General features: G+C 66.5%; 19 protein-coding genes. 9 read left to right on the top strand and 10 right to left on the bottom strand.

Features of this window, described 5'->3' with window-relative positions:
- Nucleotides 1–278: 278 nt before the first annotated feature.
- The 6 genes from DCM80_RS03820 to DCM80_RS03795 all read right to left on the bottom strand — a co-directional run bounded on the left by DCM80_RS03820 (nt 279) and on the right by DCM80_RS03795 (nt 4,659).
- Entirely contained in the window at nt 279–581 is a 303-nt protein-coding gene (locus DCM80_RS03820; protein ID WP_257195832.1) for a copper-binding protein, read from the bottom strand.
- 17 nt (nt 582–598) lie between these two features.
- On the bottom strand, nt 599–1,075 hold the full coding sequence (locus DCM80_RS03815) for a cupredoxin domain-containing protein (RefSeq protein WP_373569385.1): 477 nt from the start codon (nt 1,073–1,075) through the stop codon (nt 599–601).
- Nucleotides 1,076–1,083: 8 nt separating this feature from the next.
- Complete coding sequence (locus tag DCM80_RS03810; RefSeq protein WP_257195831.1) at nt 1,084–2,418, bottom strand: copper oxidase; 1,335 nt, start codon at nt 2,416–2,418, stop codon at nt 1,084–1,086.
- A gap of 13 nt (nt 2,419–2,431) precedes the next feature.
- A complete protein-coding gene (locus DCM80_RS03805; RefSeq protein WP_257195830.1) occupies nt 2,432–3,859 on the bottom strand; it encodes a TolC family protein in 1,428 nt (475 codons plus the stop codon).
- Between the two features lie 9 nt (nt 3,860–3,868).
- Entirely contained in the window at nt 3,869–4,153 is a 285-nt protein-coding gene (locus DCM80_RS03800; protein WP_257195829.1) for a hypothetical protein, read from the bottom strand.
- A 77-nt stretch (nt 4,154–4,230) separates the two neighbouring features.
- The gene (locus tag DCM80_RS03795) at nt 4,231–4,659 is read right to left on the bottom strand and encodes a hypothetical protein (RefSeq protein ID WP_257195828.1); all 429 of its coding nucleotides are present in this window, start codon (nt 4,657–4,659) and stop codon (nt 4,231–4,233) included.
- A gap of 226 nt (nt 4,660–4,885) precedes the next feature.
- Between DCM80_RS03795 and DCM80_RS03790 the strand changes: the two genes are divergently transcribed.
- Nucleotides 4,886–6,073 (top strand): MFS transporter, encoded by a 1,188-nt coding sequence (locus tag DCM80_RS03790; protein ID WP_257195827.1) that lies wholly within the window; start codon nt 4,886–4,888, stop codon nt 6,071–6,073.
- A gap of 52 nt (nt 6,074–6,125) precedes the next feature.
- Here DCM80_RS03790 and DCM80_RS03785 read toward each other — a convergent pair whose 3' ends face one another.
- Nucleotides 6,126–6,794, bottom strand: coding sequence for a TetR/AcrR family transcriptional regulator (locus DCM80_RS03785; RefSeq protein ID WP_257195826.1), 669 nt, complete (start codon nt 6,792–6,794; stop codon nt 6,126–6,128).
- Between the two features lie 251 nt (nt 6,795–7,045).
- On the opposite strand from DCM80_RS03785, the gene DCM80_RS03780 reads away from it, so the two are divergent.
- The 3 genes from DCM80_RS03780 to DCM80_RS03770 are packed head-to-tail and all read left to right on the top strand — an operon-like array spanning nt 7,046 to nt 10,849.
- Nucleotides 7,046–7,543, top strand: a complete 498-nt coding sequence (locus DCM80_RS03780) for a (2Fe-2S)-binding protein (protein WP_257195825.1) — start codon at nt 7,046–7,048, stop codon at nt 7,541–7,543.
- Nucleotides 7,540–8,595 carry a xanthine dehydrogenase family protein subunit M gene (locus DCM80_RS03775; RefSeq protein ID WP_257195824.1) on the top strand — a complete coding sequence of 352 codons (1,056 nt, stop codon included), beginning with the start codon at nt 7,540–7,542 and terminating at the stop codon, nt 8,593–8,595. The genes DCM80_RS03780 and DCM80_RS03775 overlap by 4 nt, the downstream gene beginning before the upstream one ends.
- Nucleotides 8,588–10,849: a xanthine dehydrogenase family protein molybdopterin-binding subunit gene (locus DCM80_RS03770; protein ID WP_257195823.1), complete on the top strand. Its 2,262-nt coding sequence runs from the start codon at nt 8,588–8,590 to the stop codon at nt 10,847–10,849. Before DCM80_RS03775 ends, DCM80_RS03770 begins: the two co-directional genes overlap by 8 nt.
- Nucleotides 10,850–10,888: 39 nt before the next feature.
- On the opposite strand, the gene DCM80_RS03765 is transcribed toward DCM80_RS03770, so the two are convergent.
- On the bottom strand, nt 10,889–11,047 hold the full coding sequence (locus tag DCM80_RS03765) for a hypothetical protein (protein ID WP_257195822.1): 159 nt from the start codon (nt 11,045–11,047) through the stop codon (nt 10,889–10,891).
- A 192-nt stretch (nt 11,048–11,239) separates the two neighbouring features.
- Nucleotides 11,240–11,788, bottom strand: coding sequence for a cupin domain-containing protein (locus tag DCM80_RS03760; protein WP_028134606.1), 549 nt, complete (start codon nt 11,786–11,788; stop codon nt 11,240–11,242).
- A 149-nt stretch (nt 11,789–11,937) separates the two neighbouring features.
- On the opposite strand from DCM80_RS03760, the gene DCM80_RS03755 reads away from it, so the two are divergent.
- Both DCM80_RS03755 and DCM80_RS03750 read left to right on the top strand, forming a co-directional pair.
- The gene (locus tag DCM80_RS03755; protein WP_257178116.1) at nt 11,938–13,266 is read left to right on the top strand and encodes an aspartate aminotransferase family protein; all 1,329 of its coding nucleotides are present in this window, start codon (nt 11,938–11,940) and stop codon (nt 13,264–13,266) included.
- A gap of 72 nt (nt 13,267–13,338) precedes the next feature.
- Nucleotides 13,339–14,604, top strand: a complete 1,266-nt coding sequence (locus tag DCM80_RS03750) for a D-amino acid dehydrogenase (protein ID WP_257195821.1) — start codon at nt 13,339–13,341, stop codon at nt 14,602–14,604.
- Nucleotides 14,605–14,751: 147 nt separating this feature from the next.
- Here the strand turns inward: DCM80_RS03750 and DCM80_RS03745 are convergent, their stop codons facing one another.
- Nucleotides 14,752–15,396, bottom strand: coding sequence for a helix-turn-helix domain-containing protein (locus DCM80_RS03745; RefSeq protein WP_257195820.1), 645 nt, complete (start codon nt 15,394–15,396; stop codon nt 14,752–14,754).
- A 179-nt stretch (nt 15,397–15,575) separates the two neighbouring features.
- On the opposite strand from DCM80_RS03745, the gene DCM80_RS03740 reads away from it, so the two are divergent.
- From DCM80_RS03740 to DCM80_RS03730, 3 genes are read left to right on the top strand one after another with little or no spacing between them, the layout of a single operon-like run.
- On the top strand, nt 15,576–16,334 hold the full coding sequence (locus DCM80_RS03740; protein ID WP_257195819.1) for an ABC transporter substrate-binding protein: 759 nt from the start codon (nt 15,576–15,578) through the stop codon (nt 16,332–16,334).
- A 45-nt stretch (nt 16,335–16,379) separates the two neighbouring features.
- Entirely contained in the window at nt 16,380–17,033 is a 654-nt protein-coding gene (locus DCM80_RS03735; protein ID WP_257195818.1) for an amino acid ABC transporter permease, read from the top strand.
- Nucleotides 17,030–17,761 carry an amino acid ABC transporter ATP-binding protein gene (locus DCM80_RS03730; protein WP_257195817.1) on the top strand — a complete coding sequence of 244 codons (732 nt, stop codon included), beginning with the start codon at nt 17,030–17,032 and terminating at the stop codon, nt 17,759–17,761. Before DCM80_RS03735 ends, DCM80_RS03730 begins: the two co-directional genes overlap by 4 nt.
- Nucleotides 17,762–17,773 lie beyond the last annotated feature (12 nt).

Here is a 17,773-nt window from a genome sequence, read left to right as displayed (position 1 = left end):
CCGTTCCGAAAGTGAGGCACCGCACTGGCGTCCACGGGGTTCCTCCCGTTCTACGCGGCCGACGACACTCGACTTCACCCGGCAATTCTTGCCGGGTGTATGGTTAGCAAAGGGTTAACGGAGGGGCGGGGCGGGGTGTTTCGGGGCCCGGCTGTGGTCATTCCGGCGCGCGCGAAGCGCGAGCCCGGAATCCATCGGGCCGCATACGCTATGGAGAAATGGATTCCGGGCTCGCGCCAAGGGGCGCGCCCCGGAATGACGGTCGGGGGAAAAGCCTCCTACTTCGCCTTCTGCATCTTGGTCACCGTGTACCCCGAGGCCGCCTCCTCGGCCTCGAAGGTCACCTTGTCGCCGACCTTCACCTGCTTGAGCATGGCGGGATCCTTGACGCGATAGACCATGGTCATGGGATCCTCCATGCCGAGGCTCTTCGCCGGACCGTGCTTGAGCGTGATCTTGCCGGCGCCCTCGTCGATCTTCTTGACCTCGCCGCTGATCGCCGCGCTCTCGGCGGCGAAGGTTGCAGTCGCAAGGCCGACGGTCAGCGCCAGCGCGGCAGCGATACCGATGATGCGGTTCATGTGGATCTCCTTTCGCGTTACTTCACGGTGACCTGGCCGACCATGCCGTACTCGCGGTGGTCGGGAATGAGGCACGAATATTCGAAGGTGCCGGGCTTGCTGAACTTCCAGAGGATCTCGGTCGTCTTCTTTGGTGCAAGCCGCGCCGCATTGGGCTCGTCGTGCTCCATGTGCGGATGCTTCTTCATCTGCTCCGCATGCGCGAGATTCTCTTTGGTCGTGGCGAGCAGGAATTCGTGGTCCTCCTTGCCGACATTGCGCAGCACGAAGCGGATCTGCTCGCCGCGCTTGACCTCGATTTTCGCAGGCGTGTAGTCCATCTCGTTGAGCAGGATCTCGATTGTGCGCGCGGGCTTCTTGGGGTCGCCGGGCTCGCCGGCCGAAAAGGTCGCGTGAGAGTGCTTGTCGTGCGCAAGGGCCGGCGCGGTCGACAGCGCAATCAGCGCAAGGCCGAGCTTGATCGTCTTCATGGTCAACTCCAGTTGATGGTTCATCGAAACGCTCACATCTTGTGCTTCATCGGCGGGCTAGCGGATTTCTGCCGCGCCGGCTCCGGGGCGGGTGCGGCCACTTCGTAGGCGACGGTGCCTTGCGGGAATTTGTAAGGACCGGGATCGCGATAATCGTCGCGCGCGAGGTCGTCGCGGATCTTCATCACCGTGAACATGCCGCCCATCTCGATCGGGCCGAACTGGCCGGTGCCGGTCATCATCGGCAGCGTGTTGTCCGGCGTCGGCATCTCCATGTTGCCCATCGCCATGCCGGTCGAGCCCATCGCCATGCCGTCAGGCGCAAGCTTGCCGACGGCCTTGGCAAGATCCTTGCGCGACACGCCGATCAGGTTGCGCACGTCGTGCCCCATCGCGTTCATGGTGTGATGCGACTTGTGACAGTGGAATGCCCAGTCGCCGGGATTGTCGGCGAGCACGTCGAACACCCTGACGGCACCGACCGGCACGTCGGTCGTCGTCTCCGGATATTGTGCGCTCTCCGGAATCCAGCCGCCGTCGGTGCAGGTCACCGCGAAGCTGTGGCCGTGCAGATGGATCGGATGGTTGGTCATGCTGAGATTGCCGATGCGCACGCGCACCTTGTCGCCGAGCCGGACCGGCAAGGGATCGATGCCGGGAAACACCCGGGCATTCCAGGTCCACATGTTGAAGTCGGTCATCTCGTTGACATGGGGCAGGTAGGTGCCGGGGTCGACGCGATAGGTGCTCATCACGAAGACGAAGTCGCGGTCGACCGGCCGGAAGCTCTGGTCGCGCGGATGCACGACGACCATGCCCATCATGCCCATCGCCATCTGTACCATCTCGTCGGAATGCGGGTGGTACATGAAGGTTCCGCTTTTCTTCATCTCGAACTCGTAGACGAAGGTCTTGCCCGGCTGGATGTGCGGCTGGGTCAGCCCGCCGACGCCGTCCATGCCGCTCGGGATGATCATGCCGTGCCAGTGCACGCTGGTGTATTCGGGCAAGCGGTTGGTGACGAAGATGCGCAGCTTGTCGCCCTCGACCGCCTCGATGGTCGGCCCGGGCGACTGGCCGTTATAGCCCCACAGATTCACCTTCATGCCCTCGGCGAACTCGCGCACCACGGGCTCGGCGACGAGATGGAATTCCTTCCAGTCGCCGTTCATGCGGAACGGCAGCGACCAGCCGTTCAGCGTCACCACGGGGCGATAGTCGGGTCCGCTAATCGGATGCAGCGGCGGCTGCATCACCACCTTGTCCATGTGCGGGGCTTCCGGAATCGACGCCGCCTGCACGCGGCCTTGAACCGCAGACGCGCCGACGAGCGCGGCGGTCCCCAAAAATCCTCGGCGGGAAAACATCACGGTCTCCGTGTCAGTGGCCGCCGCCGGCGGCAGGCGCTGCCGCGGCGATGGCGGTTGGATTGTCGCCGCCGGCGGCCGGCACGCCGCCGCCGTTGACGGCGGTCTGCAAGTCGGCCTGGGCGAGAAAGAATCGCTGCCTTGCGTCGATCGCGCCGCGCAGCGAGGCCAGGCGCTGCCGCGCCTCGGTCAGCAGCGCGAAGATGTCGACCTGCATGCTGGAGAAGCGCAGCTGCATCTCCTCGGTGATGATCTTGCGCAAGGGGATGATCTCGCGCTGGTAGTGGCTGGCGATGTCGTAGCTCGAGCGATAGATGCGATAGGCATCGCGCGCTTCCGAGCGTACGTTGACGGCGCGCTCGGTCAGGCGGTTGAAGGCGAGATTGTAGGTCTCCGCCGCCTGCCGCACCCGCACCTCGCCGCCGTCGAAGATCGGGATCTGGAACTGGACGTCGAAGCCGCGTTCGCGGAAAGACGGCCCTTCCGGATCCTGCGTGCGGCGGGCGATGCCGGCGAGGTCGAGCAGGGTCACGAAGCGTGTCGCCTCGGTGAGGTTCAAGGCCTTGGCCAGTGCCACCAGCTCCAGCCGCGCGATCTGCAGGTCGATGCGATGAGCGACCGCGTCGGTCTCGATCGAAGGCAAGGTCAGCGGGCGGCGTGGCAGCGGCGGCAAGGCGTTCGGCAGGCGGAAATCGAGGCCGCCGTCCCACAGCCCCATCAGGCGTGCCAGTCTTTCGCGCGAGCTCGCTGCCATCTGCCGCGCGGTGGCGAGATCGGCGGTGGTCTCCGCGTAAAACACCTGCTCGCGCGCCTGGTCGAGCTTGTTGAGGGAGCCGGTCTCGCCGAGCTTGACGGCGAGCTGTGCGGTCGATTCCGCCGTCGCCTTGGCGTCGGTCAGCAGCGCCACCATCTCGTTGCCGGCAACGGCGCGCCAATAGGCGCGGCGGACCTCGGCGGCGAGCCGCAGCGTTGCCAGCGCCGCGCGCAACTGGGCCTGACGAAAATGCTCGCGGGCGATCTCGGAGCGGAACGGCAGGGTGGCGAGCGCGAGGATGTCGCCGACCACCTGGCGCTCGATCTCGCTGGCGCCATTGCCCGTGATGCGCGAGACCGCGAACACGGGATTGGGCGGCAGGCTCTGCTCGACCAGATCGGTCTCGGCCAACGCCAGCTCGTTATAGGCGGCTTGCAGTCCCCTGTTGTTGAGCAGCGCGATCTGCACCGCGCTTTCGACGCTCAGCGTGCGCGCCAGCAATTGCTGAACGCGCGCCTCGACCGCGCCGGCGCCCTCAGTCGTTCGCACGAAGGCGACGTCCTTGTTGATGGCCCGGCTGGTCAGCTCGGAGACGGCGCTCATGCCGCTGTCGGGCGAGAACGCGGCGCAGCCGGAGACGCTGAACGCGGTGAGGACGAGCAGGGCTCGCGCAAGATGGCATGCCATGGCGCGCTCCTACCGGTCCTGCTTCGGCTGCGGCGTCACCGCGTCGTTGCGACCACGCCATGGTGCCGGCGTCGCAGGCCGCAGGCTGGTGTAGGGCGCGATGGTCGACCGATAGCCGACCGGCGCGACCTTCGCCGCCGGATCGGCAGGATCGGCGGCAGCGACCCGCGTGGTGGCAGGCATGCAGCCGGACAGCGCCAGCGCAACCAGGGCCAGCAACGGCCAATAGAATCGAAAGTATCGTCCACGCACCGCAGATGTTGCGGCGGACTCCGCCCCGGAAAGCGTCAGCATGATTCATCCCTGATCTGAAAGACCACAGGTTCGCGCGCGCGAAAGAGCGCGCAGCGGCCCGAAATCGTCGCGTCAGATCAGGCGATGGGAGGGCGGTAGTGCAGGGGCGGCGCCGCGCTGTGCAGACTGGCCACGATCTCCGGCGCACAGGCGGTGACAGGCGGAAGCGGCATGGCGACGCTGGGCAGATCGGCCGGCAATGCGCTCACGCACATCATTGCGCAGCAGGGGCCGACCGTGCCCTGGTCGCCATGGTGATGCTGCGCCGGCGCATCCCGTTCGGCGGTCTGGTGATGCGCGTGCGGTCCGGCGTGCTGATGCGAGCTGGCGTCATGCCCGTGGCCGGCAGGCATCTGATGATGCGCCGGCACGGCCTCATCGAGGCAGGGCGCCGGGCCGTTGCTCCAGGCGAGGCTTGCTGCCGGCGCGAGCACGCAGAACAGATAGGCGAGGGCAATGAGGCGCCCCACCTTGATCCGCACCGATCGTCTCAATCGCAGCAACATTGCGTCGTCAGGTTCCCACGCGGCGATGGTGCCTGCGCTGATTGCAAGCTAATCGCAAAAGCGGCGGCCGCCAAGCACCTTGTTACCGCAGTGCACAGCGCATGCCCAATATCGCGCCACGATGCTTGACCATCAAGCGCCCAGCGAACATGTTCCGGCCGTGCTCGCGCCAAATCATCCAGGACAGAGACCGGCCTCCTTCACCCCCGACTCCCGTCAGGCCTGGGTGCGCCTCGTCCTTGCACTCGTCATCGGCTCGATCGGCGCCGTCGGCATGTGGGCGGTGGTGGTCGTGATTCCCGTGGTGCAGGCCGAATTCGGGGCGACGCGCGGCGCCGTGTCGCTGGCCTTCACCATGATGATGTTCGGTTTCGGGCTCGGCGGGGTGATCGCCGGCAAGATCACCGACCGGTTCGGCATCGTGCTCGCGATGGGGATCAGCATTGCCTTTCTCGGCATCGCCAACCTGCTCGCGGGCCTGTCGACACAGCTCTGGCAGTTTGTCGCCGCCTATTTCCTGATCGGCCTCGGCACCTCGGCGACCTTCGCGCCGCTGATGGCGGAAGCTTCGCACTGGTTCGAGCGCTATCGCGGCCTTGCCGTGACCATCGTCGCCAGCGGCAATTACGTCGCGGGAGCGATGTGGCCGCCGATCGTGAGCTGGGGCACCGAGACGATCGGCTGGCGCTACACCCATATCGGCATCGGCATCGTCTGCGCCAGCACGATGGCGCTTCTGGTCCTCGTCCTGCGCGCGCAGATGGGCGACGACCATGTCCGCGACCATGCCAATGCGCCGCCCCCCCGCGTCGGTCTCAAGCTGTCGACCAACACGCTGACCGTGCTGCTTTCGATCGCCAGCATCTCCTGCTGCGTCGCCATGGCGATGCCGCAGGTGCACATCGTCGCCTATTGCGGCGATCTCGGCTACGGCGTAGCGCGCGGCGCCGAGATGCTGTCCTTGATGATGGGCTGCGGCATCATCAGCCGGATCGGCTCCGGCTATCTCGCCGACAAGATCGGCGGCATCCGCACGCTGCTGGTGGGATCGCTGGCGCAGGGCTTTGCGCTGGTATTCTATCTGTTCTTCGACAGCCTCGCCTCGCTCTATCTCATCTCCGCGATGTTTGGCCTGTTCCAGGGCGGCATCGTGCCGAGCTACGCCATCATCGTGCGCGAGGCGATGCCGGCGAGCGAGGCGGCGACGCGCGTCGGCATCGTGATCTTCGCCTCGGTGTTCGGCATGTCCTTTGGCGGCTGGGTCTCGGGCGTGATCTTCGACGCCACCGGCTCCTACGGCGCGGCCTTCGCCAATGGCGTGGCCTGGAACGCGCTCAACGTCAGCATCGTCGTGCTGCTGCTGATCCGCTCGCGGATGAGCGCGGTGAAGGCGGGCCCGGGGTTCGCGACTTAGACCGGCTCTTCCCTTCGGCAGCGAACAGCCGGATCTCGCATTTCCCTTTCGACTAAGGCTTCCGCTTTGCGGCCAACTTCGCTGGCTTGGCTGTGCGTGCCTTGACCGCGCCTGTCTTGACTGCGCCTGCCTTGGCCTTGCCGGCCGGCTGCACGCGCAAGCCATCGACGAACACGTCGAGCATGCGCAGCACCGAGGATTGCCAGCCGGGCTGGTCGTGCATGTAGCACATTCCGATCAAGGCCCTGAGCAGGTCCTCCGGGCTGATATCGCCGCGCATCTGGCCGGCCGCGACGGCGCGGTCGAGCAGCGAGCCGATCGCCTTGGTCAGCCGGTCCATCGAGAACGCGGCGAGTTCCGACGAGCTCTGGAATGTCAGCGCCAGCGCGGCCGACATGCCTTTCTTGGTAGCGACGAATTCGACATTGGAGCGCAGCCAGCGCCTGAGCGCGTCGACCGGGTCCTTGGCGTTCTTCAACTGCTCGGCCAGCTCGCTGAGCTGCTCGACCTCGCGCCGGTACACCGCCTCGAACAGATCCTCGCGCGTTGGAAAATGCCGATAGAGCGTGCCGATGCCGACCCCGGCGCGCTTCGCGACGGCTTCCAGGCTGGCCTCGGGACCTCCGGCGCTGAACACGGCCTTCGCAGCCTCGAGCACGCGCTCGCGGTTGCGCACGGCATCGGCGCGGGGCTTTCGAACCTGGTCGGTGTGGTCGTCCATGGCGCGCAATGTAGATCACGAATTGGTTAGATTGAACCCTTTCCGGACCTTCGCAGGGCTGCATCGCGTTGATGGTGCAAGCGCTTTCGACGAATTCCAAATATTTCCGCACCGGCCTTGTTAAACGGAGGGTGCCTCCGTATCTTCGCTGGGCTGTCGGCCGGCTTCCGTCCGGCCGGCGCATGTCGACGGCGGCCACGGCGGTGGCGCGCTGCGCGATGATTCATGTCCAAATCTGATCGGAGCCTTGTATGAACCACTCCATCAGCCTCACCGTGAACGGTGCGCGGCGCGACTTCGTCCTCGACGATCCGCGCGTCACGCTGCTCGATCTCCTGCGTGAGCGCCTCCATCTCACCGGAACCAAGAAGGGATGCGATCGCGGCCAGTGCGGCGCCTGCACCATTCTGGTCGACGGCAAGCGCATCAATTCCTGTCTCGCGCTCGCCATCAGCCATGACGGCGCCGACATCTTCACCATCGAGGGCGTCGCGCGCGGCGACCAGCTGCATCCGGTGCAGGCCGCCTTCATCGCCCATGACGGATTCCAGTGCGGCTTCTGCACGCCCGGCCAGATCATGAGCGCGATCGGCATGATCCAGGAGGCGCAGGCCGGCAACGATCCCGAGCGCATCCGCGAATGCATGAGCGGCAATCTCTGCCGCTGCGGCGCCTATGCCGGCATCGTCGATGCCGTGCTCGATGCGCAAGGACAGATGGACCAATCCAATCAGAGGCGCTCGGCATGAAACCGTTCGATTACGTCCGGCCTGCGACGGTCACTGAGGCCGTCGCCGCCGCCGCTCAGCCGGGTGCGGTCTACCTCGCCGCCGGCACCAATCTGCTCGATCTGATGAAAGGCGGCGTCAGCCGTCCCGATCGCCTGGTCGACGTCACCCATCTCGACGGGCTCGATGGCATCGAGACGCTTCCCGACGGCTCGTTGCGCATCGGCGCGCTGGTGAGCAATGCCGATCTCGCGCATGATCCGGCCTTTGCAAAGTCCTATCCCGCCGTCGCCGAGGCGCTGCTCTCCGGCGCTTCGGCGCAATTGCGCAATGCCGCGACCGTCGGCGGCAATCTCCTGCAACGGACGCGTTGCGCATATTTCTACGACACCGCCAGCCGCTGCAACAAGCGCGAGCCCGGCAGCGGCTGCGATGCCCGCGAGGGTGAGAACCGCACCCACGCCGTGCTCGGCTGGAGCGAGAGCTGCATCGCCACGCATCCGTCCGACTTCTGCGTGCCGCTGGTCGCGCTCGACGCCATGGTCGAGATCGAGGGCAGGAGCGGCCGTCGCGAGATCGCGCTCGACGAGCTGCATCGCCTGCCCGGCGACACGCCGGCGCGCGAATCCGCGCTCGAGCCTGGCGACCTCATCGTCGCGGTGCGGCTGCCGCCGGCGGCGCGCGCGTTTGCGGCGCATGCGCGCTACCTCAAGGTCCGCGAGCGCACGTCCTATGCCTTCGCAGTCGTCTCCGCCGCCGCCGCGTTGCGGATCGAGAACGGCAAGATCGCGGACGCCCGGCTTGCGCTCGGCGGCGTTGCCGCCAAGCCCTGGCGGGCCCGCGCCGCGGAAGACGTGCTGAGGGGCGTTGCGCCCACGGCAGACGTCTTCCAGCAGGCCGCCTCGCGTGCGCTGACCGACGCGAAGCCGTCCGGCGACAACGTCTTCAAGATCGAGCTCGCGCGCCGCATCGTCATGCGCGCGCTGCGACTTGCCGCCGCCGGTACGCCTGCGCGCATTCCTGCGCTGCCGGCGTCTCCCTTTGCCTCCACGTCCGGAGCCGTTCATGTCTGAGCTCAATCTCACCAGCGCACCTGCCCATATCAGGCACGGTTCGAACGTCGGCCAGCCGCTGACCCGCCGCGACGGCGTCCTCAAGGTCACGGGGCAGGCGACCTATGCCGCCGACAATCATCCGCCGGGCATGCTCTATGCGGTGATCGCTGTTTCCAGCATCTCGCACGGCCGCGTGGTCTCGCTGGACGTCGCCGCCGCAAAACGTCATCCCGGCGTGGTCGACGTCATGACGCCGGAGCACAAGCCGCGGCTTGCGATCGATCCGGAGATCAAGACCAATCCGTTCGTGTTCCGGATGGAAGCGTTGCAGAGCAACGAAGTCCGTTACGCCAACCAGCCCATCGCGGTCGTGATCGCGGAAACGCTGGAGGCGGCGACGGAAGGCGCGGCATTGCTGGCGCCGCGCTACGAGGCGTTGCCTCCGTTGGTCGGGCTCGACGCCGGCGAGAGCTTCGTGCCGCCGGTCGTCGGCGTCGGCAACCCCACCGAACATCACCGCGGCGACGTCGAGGCCGGCCTTGCCGCGGCCGAGAAGCGGATCGAGGCGACCTACGAGACGCCGCCGCAATACCACAACGCGATGGAGCCGCACGGCGTCGTCGCGAGCTGGGAGGGCGACAGATTGTCGGTCGACATGCCGACCCAGGGCCTGAAATTGTCGCTGGCGCGCATTGCCGAACTGTTCGGCATCGCGCACGACAATATCCATATCCGCAGTCCGTTTCTCGGCGGCGGCTTCGGCTCGAAGGGGCTGATGGGCGGGCCGCCGGTGCTCGGCATCATGGCGGCGAAGCTGGTCGGCAAGCCGGTCAAGCTGGTGCTGCGCCGCGAGCAGATGTACGGCCCGGTCGGCCATCGGGCGCCGACGCGTCAGCGCCTGCGCCTCGGCACTGACGCCGAGGGACGTCTGACCGCGCTCGATCACCATGCGCGGACCGTGTCGAGCACGTTCGACGATTTCTACGAGCCCGCGGCCGATGCCTCGCACACGCTCTATGCGGCCCCCGCGATCCGCACCTCGCACGACGCCGTACGTGTCCACACGGGAACGCCGCTGTTCATGCGCGCGCCCGGCGAGGCGACGGGCTCGATTGCGCTGGAGAGCGCGATCGACGAGATGGCCTGGGCCTGCGGCATGGATCCGCTCGCCTTCCGCCTCAAGAACTACGCCGAGGTCGAGCCGATCAGCGGCAAGCCGTTTTCGTCAAAAGCGCTGCTAGCCTGTTACGAGCAGGGCGCCGCGCGCTTCGGCTGGGCCAAGCGTTCGCTGCAGCCACGGCAGATGCGTGACGATGCCGGCCTCCTGGTCGGCTGGGGCATGGGCACGGCCACCTTCCCGGCGCTGATGTTCCAGGCGGAAGCACGGGCGGCGATCCGGCGCGACGGCTCGGGCGTGATGGAAATCGGTGCGCACGACATGGGGCAGGGCGCCTGGACCGCGCTGGCGCAGATCGCGGCCGATGCCGTCGGCCTCGATATCGCGCGCGTCGAGTTCAAGGCTGGCACGTCCGATCTGCCCGATGCCGGCATCGCCGGGGGCTCCGCCCACACGGCCACGGCCGGTGCGGCGATCCACAGCGCCGGCGCGGCCGTGATCGCCAAGCTTGCCGATCTCGCGACGAACGACGAGCGCTCGCCGCTGTTCGGCGCCGGCAATGCCGGCGTGATCGCGCGCGAGGGACGGTTGATCCGGCGCGACGACGAGAGCCGCGGCGAGAGCTACGCCGAGATCCTGGCCCGTGCCGGCGTCGCGGAGGTCGAGGCCCGCGGCACCGGCGCGGCGGACCCTGCCGCGATGGAGGAATATGCCATGCACGCGCATGGTGCGGTGTTCGCGGAGGTGAAGGTCGATCCCGATCTCGGCCAGGTCCGTGTCAGCCGCATGGTCGGAGCCTTTGCCGCCGGGCGGATCGTCAATCCGCGCATGGTGCAGAGCCAGCTGTTTGGCGGCATGATCTGGGGCCTATCGTTCGCGCTGCACGAGGAGGCGATTACCGATCGCCGGACCGGCCGCATCATGAATGCCAATCTCGGCGAGTACCACGTTCCCGTGAATGCCGACGTGCCGCCGCTCGACGTCATCACGGTCGAGGAGCATGACCCCCACGTCAACGCGCTCGGCATCAAGGGCGTCGGCGAGATCGGCATCACCGGCAGCGCGGGCGCGGTCGCCAACGCGGTCTGGCATGCGACCGGCGTCCGTGTCCGCAAGTTTCCGATCCGGATCGAGGAACTGCTGACGCAGCTTTGAGCGGCAGGGGGGCGTGTTCCTCGCCCCCTGCCGATGCCGTCAGTTCAGTTTCCGGCGAAGCGCCTTCACCGCCTCGCGCTGCTGCTCGATATATTCGGCGATCGCCTTGCGCAGCTCGCGCGAATGAAGCCTGTCGGCATCGCGCAGGGGGATATCCGGTACGGGTTCAGCTTGGGCATTGGCGAGGGTGGTCTTCATGCGCGAGCTCCGTCTACGAAGCGGCCCCGGAGAGCCTAGGAGTCCGGGGCCATAACCTCAGCACCCTTTGCGCCAGGCTGCTCGGCTATGCTTCTGAATATAGAGGCGGTTTGGACGCCGGAAATTGAGCTGGCTCAATCCGATTCAGAAAGAGCATCGCCCCGTATCCTCCCGGATGCGGCCGATCGCGCCTCAGAACGTCGGCGGCGTGCAGGCCGAGATCACTTCGCAGGGCTTGCCGCCGACGCAGCGGAAGCGGTGCGGCCGCCGGCTCTCGAAATAATAGGCATCGCCCGGGTTGAGAATGCGGCGCTCGTCCTCGACGGTGACTTCGAGCTTGCCCGAGATCACGATGCCGCCTTCCTCGCCCTCGTGGACGAGGTGAACGCGTCCGGTGTCGCTGCCGGGCTCGTAGCGCTCTTTCAGGATCTGCAGATTGCGGCCGAACAGGTTGTCGCCGATCTGACGATAGGAGATCGGTTTCTTGCCGACCTCGGTGAGCTCCTCGGCCCGGTAGAAGATCTTGCGCCTGGACTCCGGCTCCAGCGCGAAGAACTCGGCGAGCCCCATCGGGATGCCGTCCAGGATGCGCTTGAGCGCGCCGACCGAGGGGTTCATCTGGTTGGACTCGATCAGCGAGATCGTCGAGTTGGTGACCCCGGCACGCTTGGCCAGCTCGCGCTGCGACAGCTTGTGGCGCGCTCGGATGAATCGCAGCCGTCCACCGATGTCGACGCTCATTGGCCCAGGTCCCTGTTGCGAGTGTTGCGGATCGCGCAAATATGGACCGGCAGCCCCAGACAAATCAATGGCTTGCGGCGCGCCAGAAAAGGACTTGTTGCGCATGCCAAGCCGTGCCTCTGCTGTGGGGTCAGCAAAGGAGCGCGGCCGTGACCCTTCATCAGATTCCGAACACTATCAAGACCGACTCGTTCTGGATGCCGTTCACGGCCAACCGGCAGTTCAAGAAGGCGCCGCGCCTGTTCTCCTCGGCCGAGGGCATGCACTACACCACCGTCGACGGCCGCAAGGTGATCGACGGCTCCGCCGGCCTCTGGTGCGTCAATGCCGGCCACGGCCGCAAGCAGATTGCGGCTGCGGTCGAGCGCCAGCTGATGACGCTGGACTTCGCGCCGTCGTTCCAGATGGGCCATCCGCTGGCGTTCGACTTCGCCGAGCGGCTCGCCGAGATCGCGCCCAAGGGCCTCGATCGCGTCTTCTTCACCAATTCCGGCTCCGAGTCGGTCGACACCGCGCTGAAGATCGCGCTCGCCTATCACCGCGCCACCGGCCAGGCCAGCCGCACCCGCCTGATCGGCCGCGAGCGCGGCTATCACGGCGTCGGCTTCGGCGGCACCTCGGTCGGCGGCATGGTCGCCAACCGCCGCGCCTTCACCACCCTGCTGCCGGGCGTCGACCACATCCGCCATACCCACGACCTCAGCCGCAACGCCTTCGCCAAGGATCAGCCGGAGCATGGCGCCGAGCTCGCCGACGATCTCGAGCGCCTGGTCGCCCTGCATGGCGCCGAGACCATTGCCGCCGTCATCGTCGAGCCGGTGCCGGGCTCGACCGCGGTGCTGCCGCCGCCGAAGGGCTATCTGCAGCGCCTGCGCGAGATCTGCGACAAGCACGGCATCCTTTTGATCTTCGACGAGGTCATCACCGGCTTCGGCCGTCTCGGCACGCCGTTCGCCGCCAACTTCTTCGGTGTCACGCCGGACCTGATGACGACGGCCAAGGGCATCACCAACGGCACCATTCCCTGCGGCGCGGTGTTTGCGAGCCGCAAGGTGCATGACGGCTTGATGGTCGGCCCCGAGAGCCAGATGGAGCTGTTCCATGGCTACACCTATTCGGCGCATCCGACCGCCTGCGCCGCCGGCATCGCCACGCTCGACATCTACAAGGACGAGGGGCTGCTGACGCGCGGTGCCTCGATCGCCGAATATTGGCGCGATACGCTGCATCAGCTGAAGGGCCTGCCGAACGTCGTCGACATCCGCAATTGCGGCCTGATGGGCGCGGTCGAGCTGGCGCCGCGTGACGGTGTCGTCGGTGCGCGCGGTTACGACGTGATGGTCGACTGCTTCAACACCGGGCTTTACCTGCGCATGAGCGGCGACTCGTTCGCGATGTCGCCCCCGCTCATCGTCGAGAAGAGTCACATCGACCAGATGGTCTCGATCCTCGGCGACGCCATCAAGAAGGTGGCCTGATAATTGCTCTCGCCGCTAGCGAGTTGTGTCCTTGCAGCGGCGACAAGTGATGCCGCGGGAGTTTGACGAAGCGTGAAAGTTCTGATCCTCGGCAGCGGTGTCATCGGTGTCACCTCTGCCTACTACCTCGCACGTGCCGGCCACGAGGTGACGGTCGTCGACCGTCAGCCCGAGCCGGCACTGGAGACGTCCTTCGCCAATGCCGGCGAGGTGTCGCCCGGCTATTCCTCGCCCTGGGCCGGCCCCGGCGTGCCGGTGAAGGCGGTCAAGTGGCTCTTGATGAAGCACGGCCCGCTGGTGATCCGGCCGAAGCTCGATCCCGTGATGTGGGTCTGGCTGCTCAAGATGCTGCGCAACTGCACCAGCGCGCGCTACGCGGTCAACAAGAGCCGGATGATCCCGATCGCCGAATACAGCCGCGACGCCTTGCGCGATCTGCGCCGCGACATAGGCATCCAATATGACGAGCGCTCGCAAGGCACGCTGCAGCTGTTCCGCTACCAGGCCCAGCTCGACGGCACCGCCGAGGACATCGCCGTGCTCAAGCAATATGGCGTGCCCTTCGAGGTGCTGAGCCGCGAGGGCTGCATCGCGGTCGAGCCGGCGCTGGCAGGCGTCAAGGAGAAGTTCGTCGGCGGGCTGCGCCTGCCGCAGGACGAGACCGGAGACTGCCACATGTTCACGCAGGCGCTGGCCAAACATGCCGAAGCGCTCGGCGTGCGCTTCCTGTTCAACACCTCGATCGACCGCATCGTCACCGAGGGCGCCCGCGTCAGCGGCGTTGCGACCGGCGCCGGGCTGTTGCAGGCTGACGCCTACGTGCTCGCGCTCGGCAGCTGGTCGTCCCGGCTGGTCGCGCCGCTCGGCATCTCGCTGCCGGTCTATCCGGTCAAGGGTTATTCGATCACGGTGCCGATCAAGGACGCCTCCGGCGCGCCGGAATCCACCGTGATGGACGAGAGCTACAAGGTCGCGATCACGCGATTGGGCGATCGCATCCGCGTCGGCGGCACCGCGGAGATCTCCGGCTATTCGGACAAGCTCTACGACGCGCGCCGTGCCACGCTCGATCATTCGCTGACGGATCTGTTCCCGCGCGGCGGCGATCTCACCAAGGCGACATTCTGGAGCGGCCTGCGCCCGATGACGCCGGACGGCCCGCCCGTGATCGGCCGGACGCATTACGCCAATCTCCACCTCAACACCGGCCACGGCACGCTCGGCTGGACCATGTCCTGCGGCTCGGGCCGCGTGCTCGCCGACATTCTGTCGGGCAAAAAGCCGGACATCGACGTCAGTGCGCTGTCGGTCGAGCGGTACAAGCACCGGTTCGGGTAAGACCTCTCCGCGCGTCATTGCGAGGAGCGAAGCGACGAAGCAATCCAGGCTGTCTCCGCGGCGAGACGCTGGATTGCTTCGCTACGCTCGCAATGACGGCGGAGATGCCGCGGATTTCTCCCACCCCACCGTGCGCGTTGAGAGCAGTCAGCCCGCCCCCGTCACGCAATTCACCCACAGCACCACGGACTTCGCATCGTTCGCCGGATTGGAGAACCGGTGCGGCCTTCGGCTGGCGAAGCGAAAGCTGTCCCCTCGCTTCAGCGACCAGGTCTCGCTGTCGACCGTCAGCAGCATCTCGCCTTCGAGCACGAGCCCGGCTTCCTCGCCGTCATGGGTGTAGAGCTCGTCGCCGGTGGAGCCGCCGGGCTCCAGATGCACCAGGAACAGGTTGAGCTTGCTGTCGGCGCTCGCCGGGCTCAGTAGCTGCTTCGATACGCCGGTGCGCCACAGCTTCAGCTCGGGCCGCTGAAGCCCGCGCGTCACCACCTGGTCGGATCCGCCGTCGGCGCTCGGGCTCGCGCCGAACAATGCGGCCATGCCGACGCCGAGCACGTCGGCGAGCGTCGCCAGCACGCGCAGCGAGGGCGAGGACAGGCCGCGCTCGATCTGGCTGAGGAAGCCGATCGACAGTGAGGTGCGCGCCGCGACCGTCTCCAGCGAGAATTGCCGGACGCGCCTGAGATCCCGGATGCGGCGGCCGACCGCGACGTCCATCGCGGGCTCCGCCGGTTTGGTCACGGCCTTGGACTTCGCCCGCTTCGCCGGCTTTGCGGCGGCCGGTTTGCGCATTCTTGTGCCACCGCTCACGTCAAACCGCTTCCTTCATGTGCATGAAAACCGCTTGCATCGTCAGCGAAAGTGTGACCAAATTTTCATATTGGTGAAAATAGGCCGAAACGGCGCGGCCCGCAACGTCTGATCACGACATGCGCGAGCGCCGCCACCGGCCGGGTCCAAAGGGGGATGCGATGAAGCGTTTTGGTCTGGCCGTGGTCGCGGCACTCGCACTTGCCACCGTCGTGCCGGCTTCGGCGCAACAGGTGCTGAAGGTCGGCTCGACGCCGACGGGTGTTCCCTTCACCTTCCTCGACACCAAGACCAACACCATCGAGGGCATCATGGTCGACCTCATCACCGAGGTCGGCAAGGATGCCGGCTTCAACGTGCAGATCGAGCCGATGCAGTTCTCGGCGCTGATCCCGTCGCTGACCTCGAGCAAGATCGACATCATTGCCGCCGCGATGTTCATCACGCCGCCGCGCAAGGAGGTCGTCGACTTCTCCGACCCGATCTACAGCTATGGCGAAGGCCTCGTGGTGCCGAAGACCGACACCAAGGCCTACGCCACCCAGGACGATCTGAAAGGCGCGACGGTCGGCGCCCAGGTCGGCACCGCCTTCGTCGACGCATTGAAGAAGACCGGCCTGTTCGCCGAGGTGAAGGCCTACGACACCATTCCCGACATCCTGCGCGACGTGAACACCGGCCGCCTCAAGGCCGGCTACGCCGATTATCCGATCCTCGCCTACAATCTGAAGCAGGGCGGCTTCCCCGAGGTGCGGCTGGTCGACGGCTACAAGCCGGTCACGGTCGGCTCGGTCGGCATCGGCGTCCGCAAGGGCGAGGCCGCGCTGCTCGGCAAGATCAACGCCTCGCTGGCGAAGCTGAAGGCCAACGGCACCATCGAGAAGATCCTGGATAAATGGGGCCTGAAGGCCCAGGGCTGATCAAGCGGTGCTGATCGTCAGCGACGGATCGATGAAGGCTGCGCGATGAAAGGCTTCTGGCACGACGCCGCCGAATTCTTCCCGATCCTGATGAGCGGCGTCGCGCTGACGATCCTCGTCACGATCGGCTCGCTGCTGCTCTCGACGGTGCTCGGCCTCGTCTGGGCGATGATGCGGGTCTCCGGCATCAAGGCGCTGTCGATGCTCAGCGCCAGCCTGATCAACGTGATCCGCGGCATCCCGATCATCGTGCTGTTGTTCTATCTCTACTTCGTGATGCCCGAACTCAGCGTCACGCTGTCGGCCTTGCAGGCCGCGATCCTCGGGCTCGGCATCGCCTATTCGGCCTACCAGGCGGAAAACTTCCGCGCCGGAATCGAGGCGATCGACAAGGGCCAGATCGAGGCGGCGCAGTCGATCGGCATGGGCTGGTGGCTCACCATGCGCCGCGTGGTGCTGCCGCAGGCCGTGCGCATCGTGCTGCCGCCCTACGGCAACGTCATGATCATGATGCTGAAGGATTCCTCGCAGGCCTCCACCATCACGGTCGCGGAGCTCGCGCTGCAGGGCAAGCTGATCGCGTCCTCGACCTTCAAGAACACCAGCGTGTTCACGCTGGTGGCGCTGATGTATCTCACCATGAGCATTCCGCTGATCCTCCTGGTCCGTCACTTCGAGAAGCGGGCCGGTAAGCGATGATCGAGCTGAACGACGTCCACAAGAGCTTCGGCAAGGTCGAGGTGCTCAAGGGCATCACAGCCTCCGTCGAGAAGGGCGAGGTGGTCTGCATCGTCGGTCCCTCCGGCTCCGGCAAGTCCACCATCTTGCGCTGCATCAACGGGCTGGAAAGCTACGATCGCGGCGGCATCAGCATCGAGGGCCTGAAGGTCGACCGCGAGGCGCCGTCGATCGTGAACATCCGCACCCAGGTCTCGATGGTGTTCCAGCGCTTCAACCTGTTCCCGCATCGCACAGCGCTGGAGAACGTGATCGAGGGACCGCTGTTCGTGAAGAAGGAGCCGCGGGCCCAGGCGCTGGAGCGCGGCCGCGCGCTGCTCGCCCAGGTCGGCCTCGCCGGGAAGGCCGATGCGCATCCGCCGCAGCTCTCCGGCGGCCAGCAGCAGCGCGTCGCGATCGCGCGGGCGCTCGCGATGCAGCCCAAGGCCATTTTGTTCGACGAGCCGACCTCGGCGCTCGACCCTGAACTGGTCGGCGACGTGCTCGGCGTGATGCGCAAGCTCGCCGACGACGGCATGACCATGGTCGTCGTCACCCACGAGATGGGCTTTGCCCGCGATGTCGCCGACCGCGTGCTCTTCATCGACGGCGGAATCATCGTCGAGCAAGGGGCGGCCAAGACCGTCCTCAATCAACCCCAGCATCCGCGGACGCAGGATTTTCTCCGCCGCGTGCTGCATCCGCTCTGACGGTCTTCCGCC

It is taken from the genome of Bradyrhizobium sp. WBOS08 (assembly GCF_024585125.1).
GTDB lineage: Bacteria > Pseudomonadota > Alphaproteobacteria > Rhizobiales > Xanthobacteraceae > Bradyrhizobium > Bradyrhizobium japonicum_B.
Note: the sequence above shows the minus strand (reverse complement) of the source record. Positions and strands in the feature narration are given on the sequence as shown.

Excerpts from the sequence above, each read along its gene's own strand:
- DCM80_RS03820 (WP_257195832.1), bottom strand. The coding sequence starts at position 581 with ATGAACCGCATCATCGGTATCGCTGCCGCGCTGGCGCTGACCGTCGGC.
- DCM80_RS03815 (WP_373569385.1), bottom strand. The coding sequence starts at position 1,075 with ATGAACCATCAACTGGAGTTGACCATGAAGACGATCAAGCTCGGCCTT.
- DCM80_RS03810 (WP_257195831.1), bottom strand. The coding sequence starts at position 2,418 with ATGTTTTCCCGCCGAGGATTTTTGGGGACCGCCGCGCTCGTCGGCGCG.
- DCM80_RS03805 (WP_257195830.1), bottom strand. The coding sequence starts at position 3,859 with ATGGCATGCCATCTTGCGCGAGCCCTGCTCGTCCTCACCGCGTTCAGC.
- DCM80_RS03800 (WP_257195829.1), bottom strand. The coding sequence starts at position 4,153 with ATGCTGACGCTTTCCGGGGCGGAGTCCGCCGCAACATCTGCGGTGCGT.
- DCM80_RS03795 (WP_257195828.1), bottom strand. The coding sequence starts at position 4,659 with ATGTTGCTGCGATTGAGACGATCGGTGCGGATCAAGGTGGGGCGCCTC.
- DCM80_RS03785 (WP_257195826.1), bottom strand. The coding sequence starts at position 6,794 with ATGGACGACCACACCGACCAGGTTCGAAAGCCCCGCGCCGATGCCGTG.
- DCM80_RS03780 (WP_257195825.1), top strand. The coding sequence starts at position 7,046 with ATGAACCACTCCATCAGCCTCACCGTGAACGGTGCGCGGCGCGACTTC.
- DCM80_RS03775 (WP_257195824.1), top strand. The coding sequence starts at position 7,540 with ATGAAACCGTTCGATTACGTCCGGCCTGCGACGGTCACTGAGGCCGTC.
- DCM80_RS03770 (WP_257195823.1), top strand. The coding sequence starts at position 8,588 with ATGTCTGAGCTCAATCTCACCAGCGCACCTGCCCATATCAGGCACGGT.
- DCM80_RS03765 (WP_257195822.1), bottom strand. The coding sequence starts at position 11,047 with ATGAAGACCACCCTCGCCAATGCCCAAGCTGAACCCGTACCGGATATC.
- DCM80_RS03760 (WP_028134606.1), bottom strand. The coding sequence starts at position 11,788 with ATGAGCGTCGACATCGGTGGACGGCTGCGATTCATCCGAGCGCGCCAC.
- DCM80_RS03745 (WP_257195820.1), bottom strand. The coding sequence starts at position 15,396 with ATGCGCAAACCGGCCGCCGCAAAGCCGGCGAAGCGGGCGAAGTCCAAG.
- DCM80_RS03740 (WP_257195819.1), top strand. The coding sequence starts at position 15,576 with ATGAAGCGTTTTGGTCTGGCCGTGGTCGCGGCACTCGCACTTGCCACC.
- DCM80_RS03735 (WP_257195818.1), top strand. The coding sequence starts at position 16,380 with ATGAAAGGCTTCTGGCACGACGCCGCCGAATTCTTCCCGATCCTGATG.
- DCM80_RS03730 (WP_257195817.1), top strand. The coding sequence starts at position 17,030 with ATGATCGAGCTGAACGACGTCCACAAGAGCTTCGGCAAGGTCGAGGTG.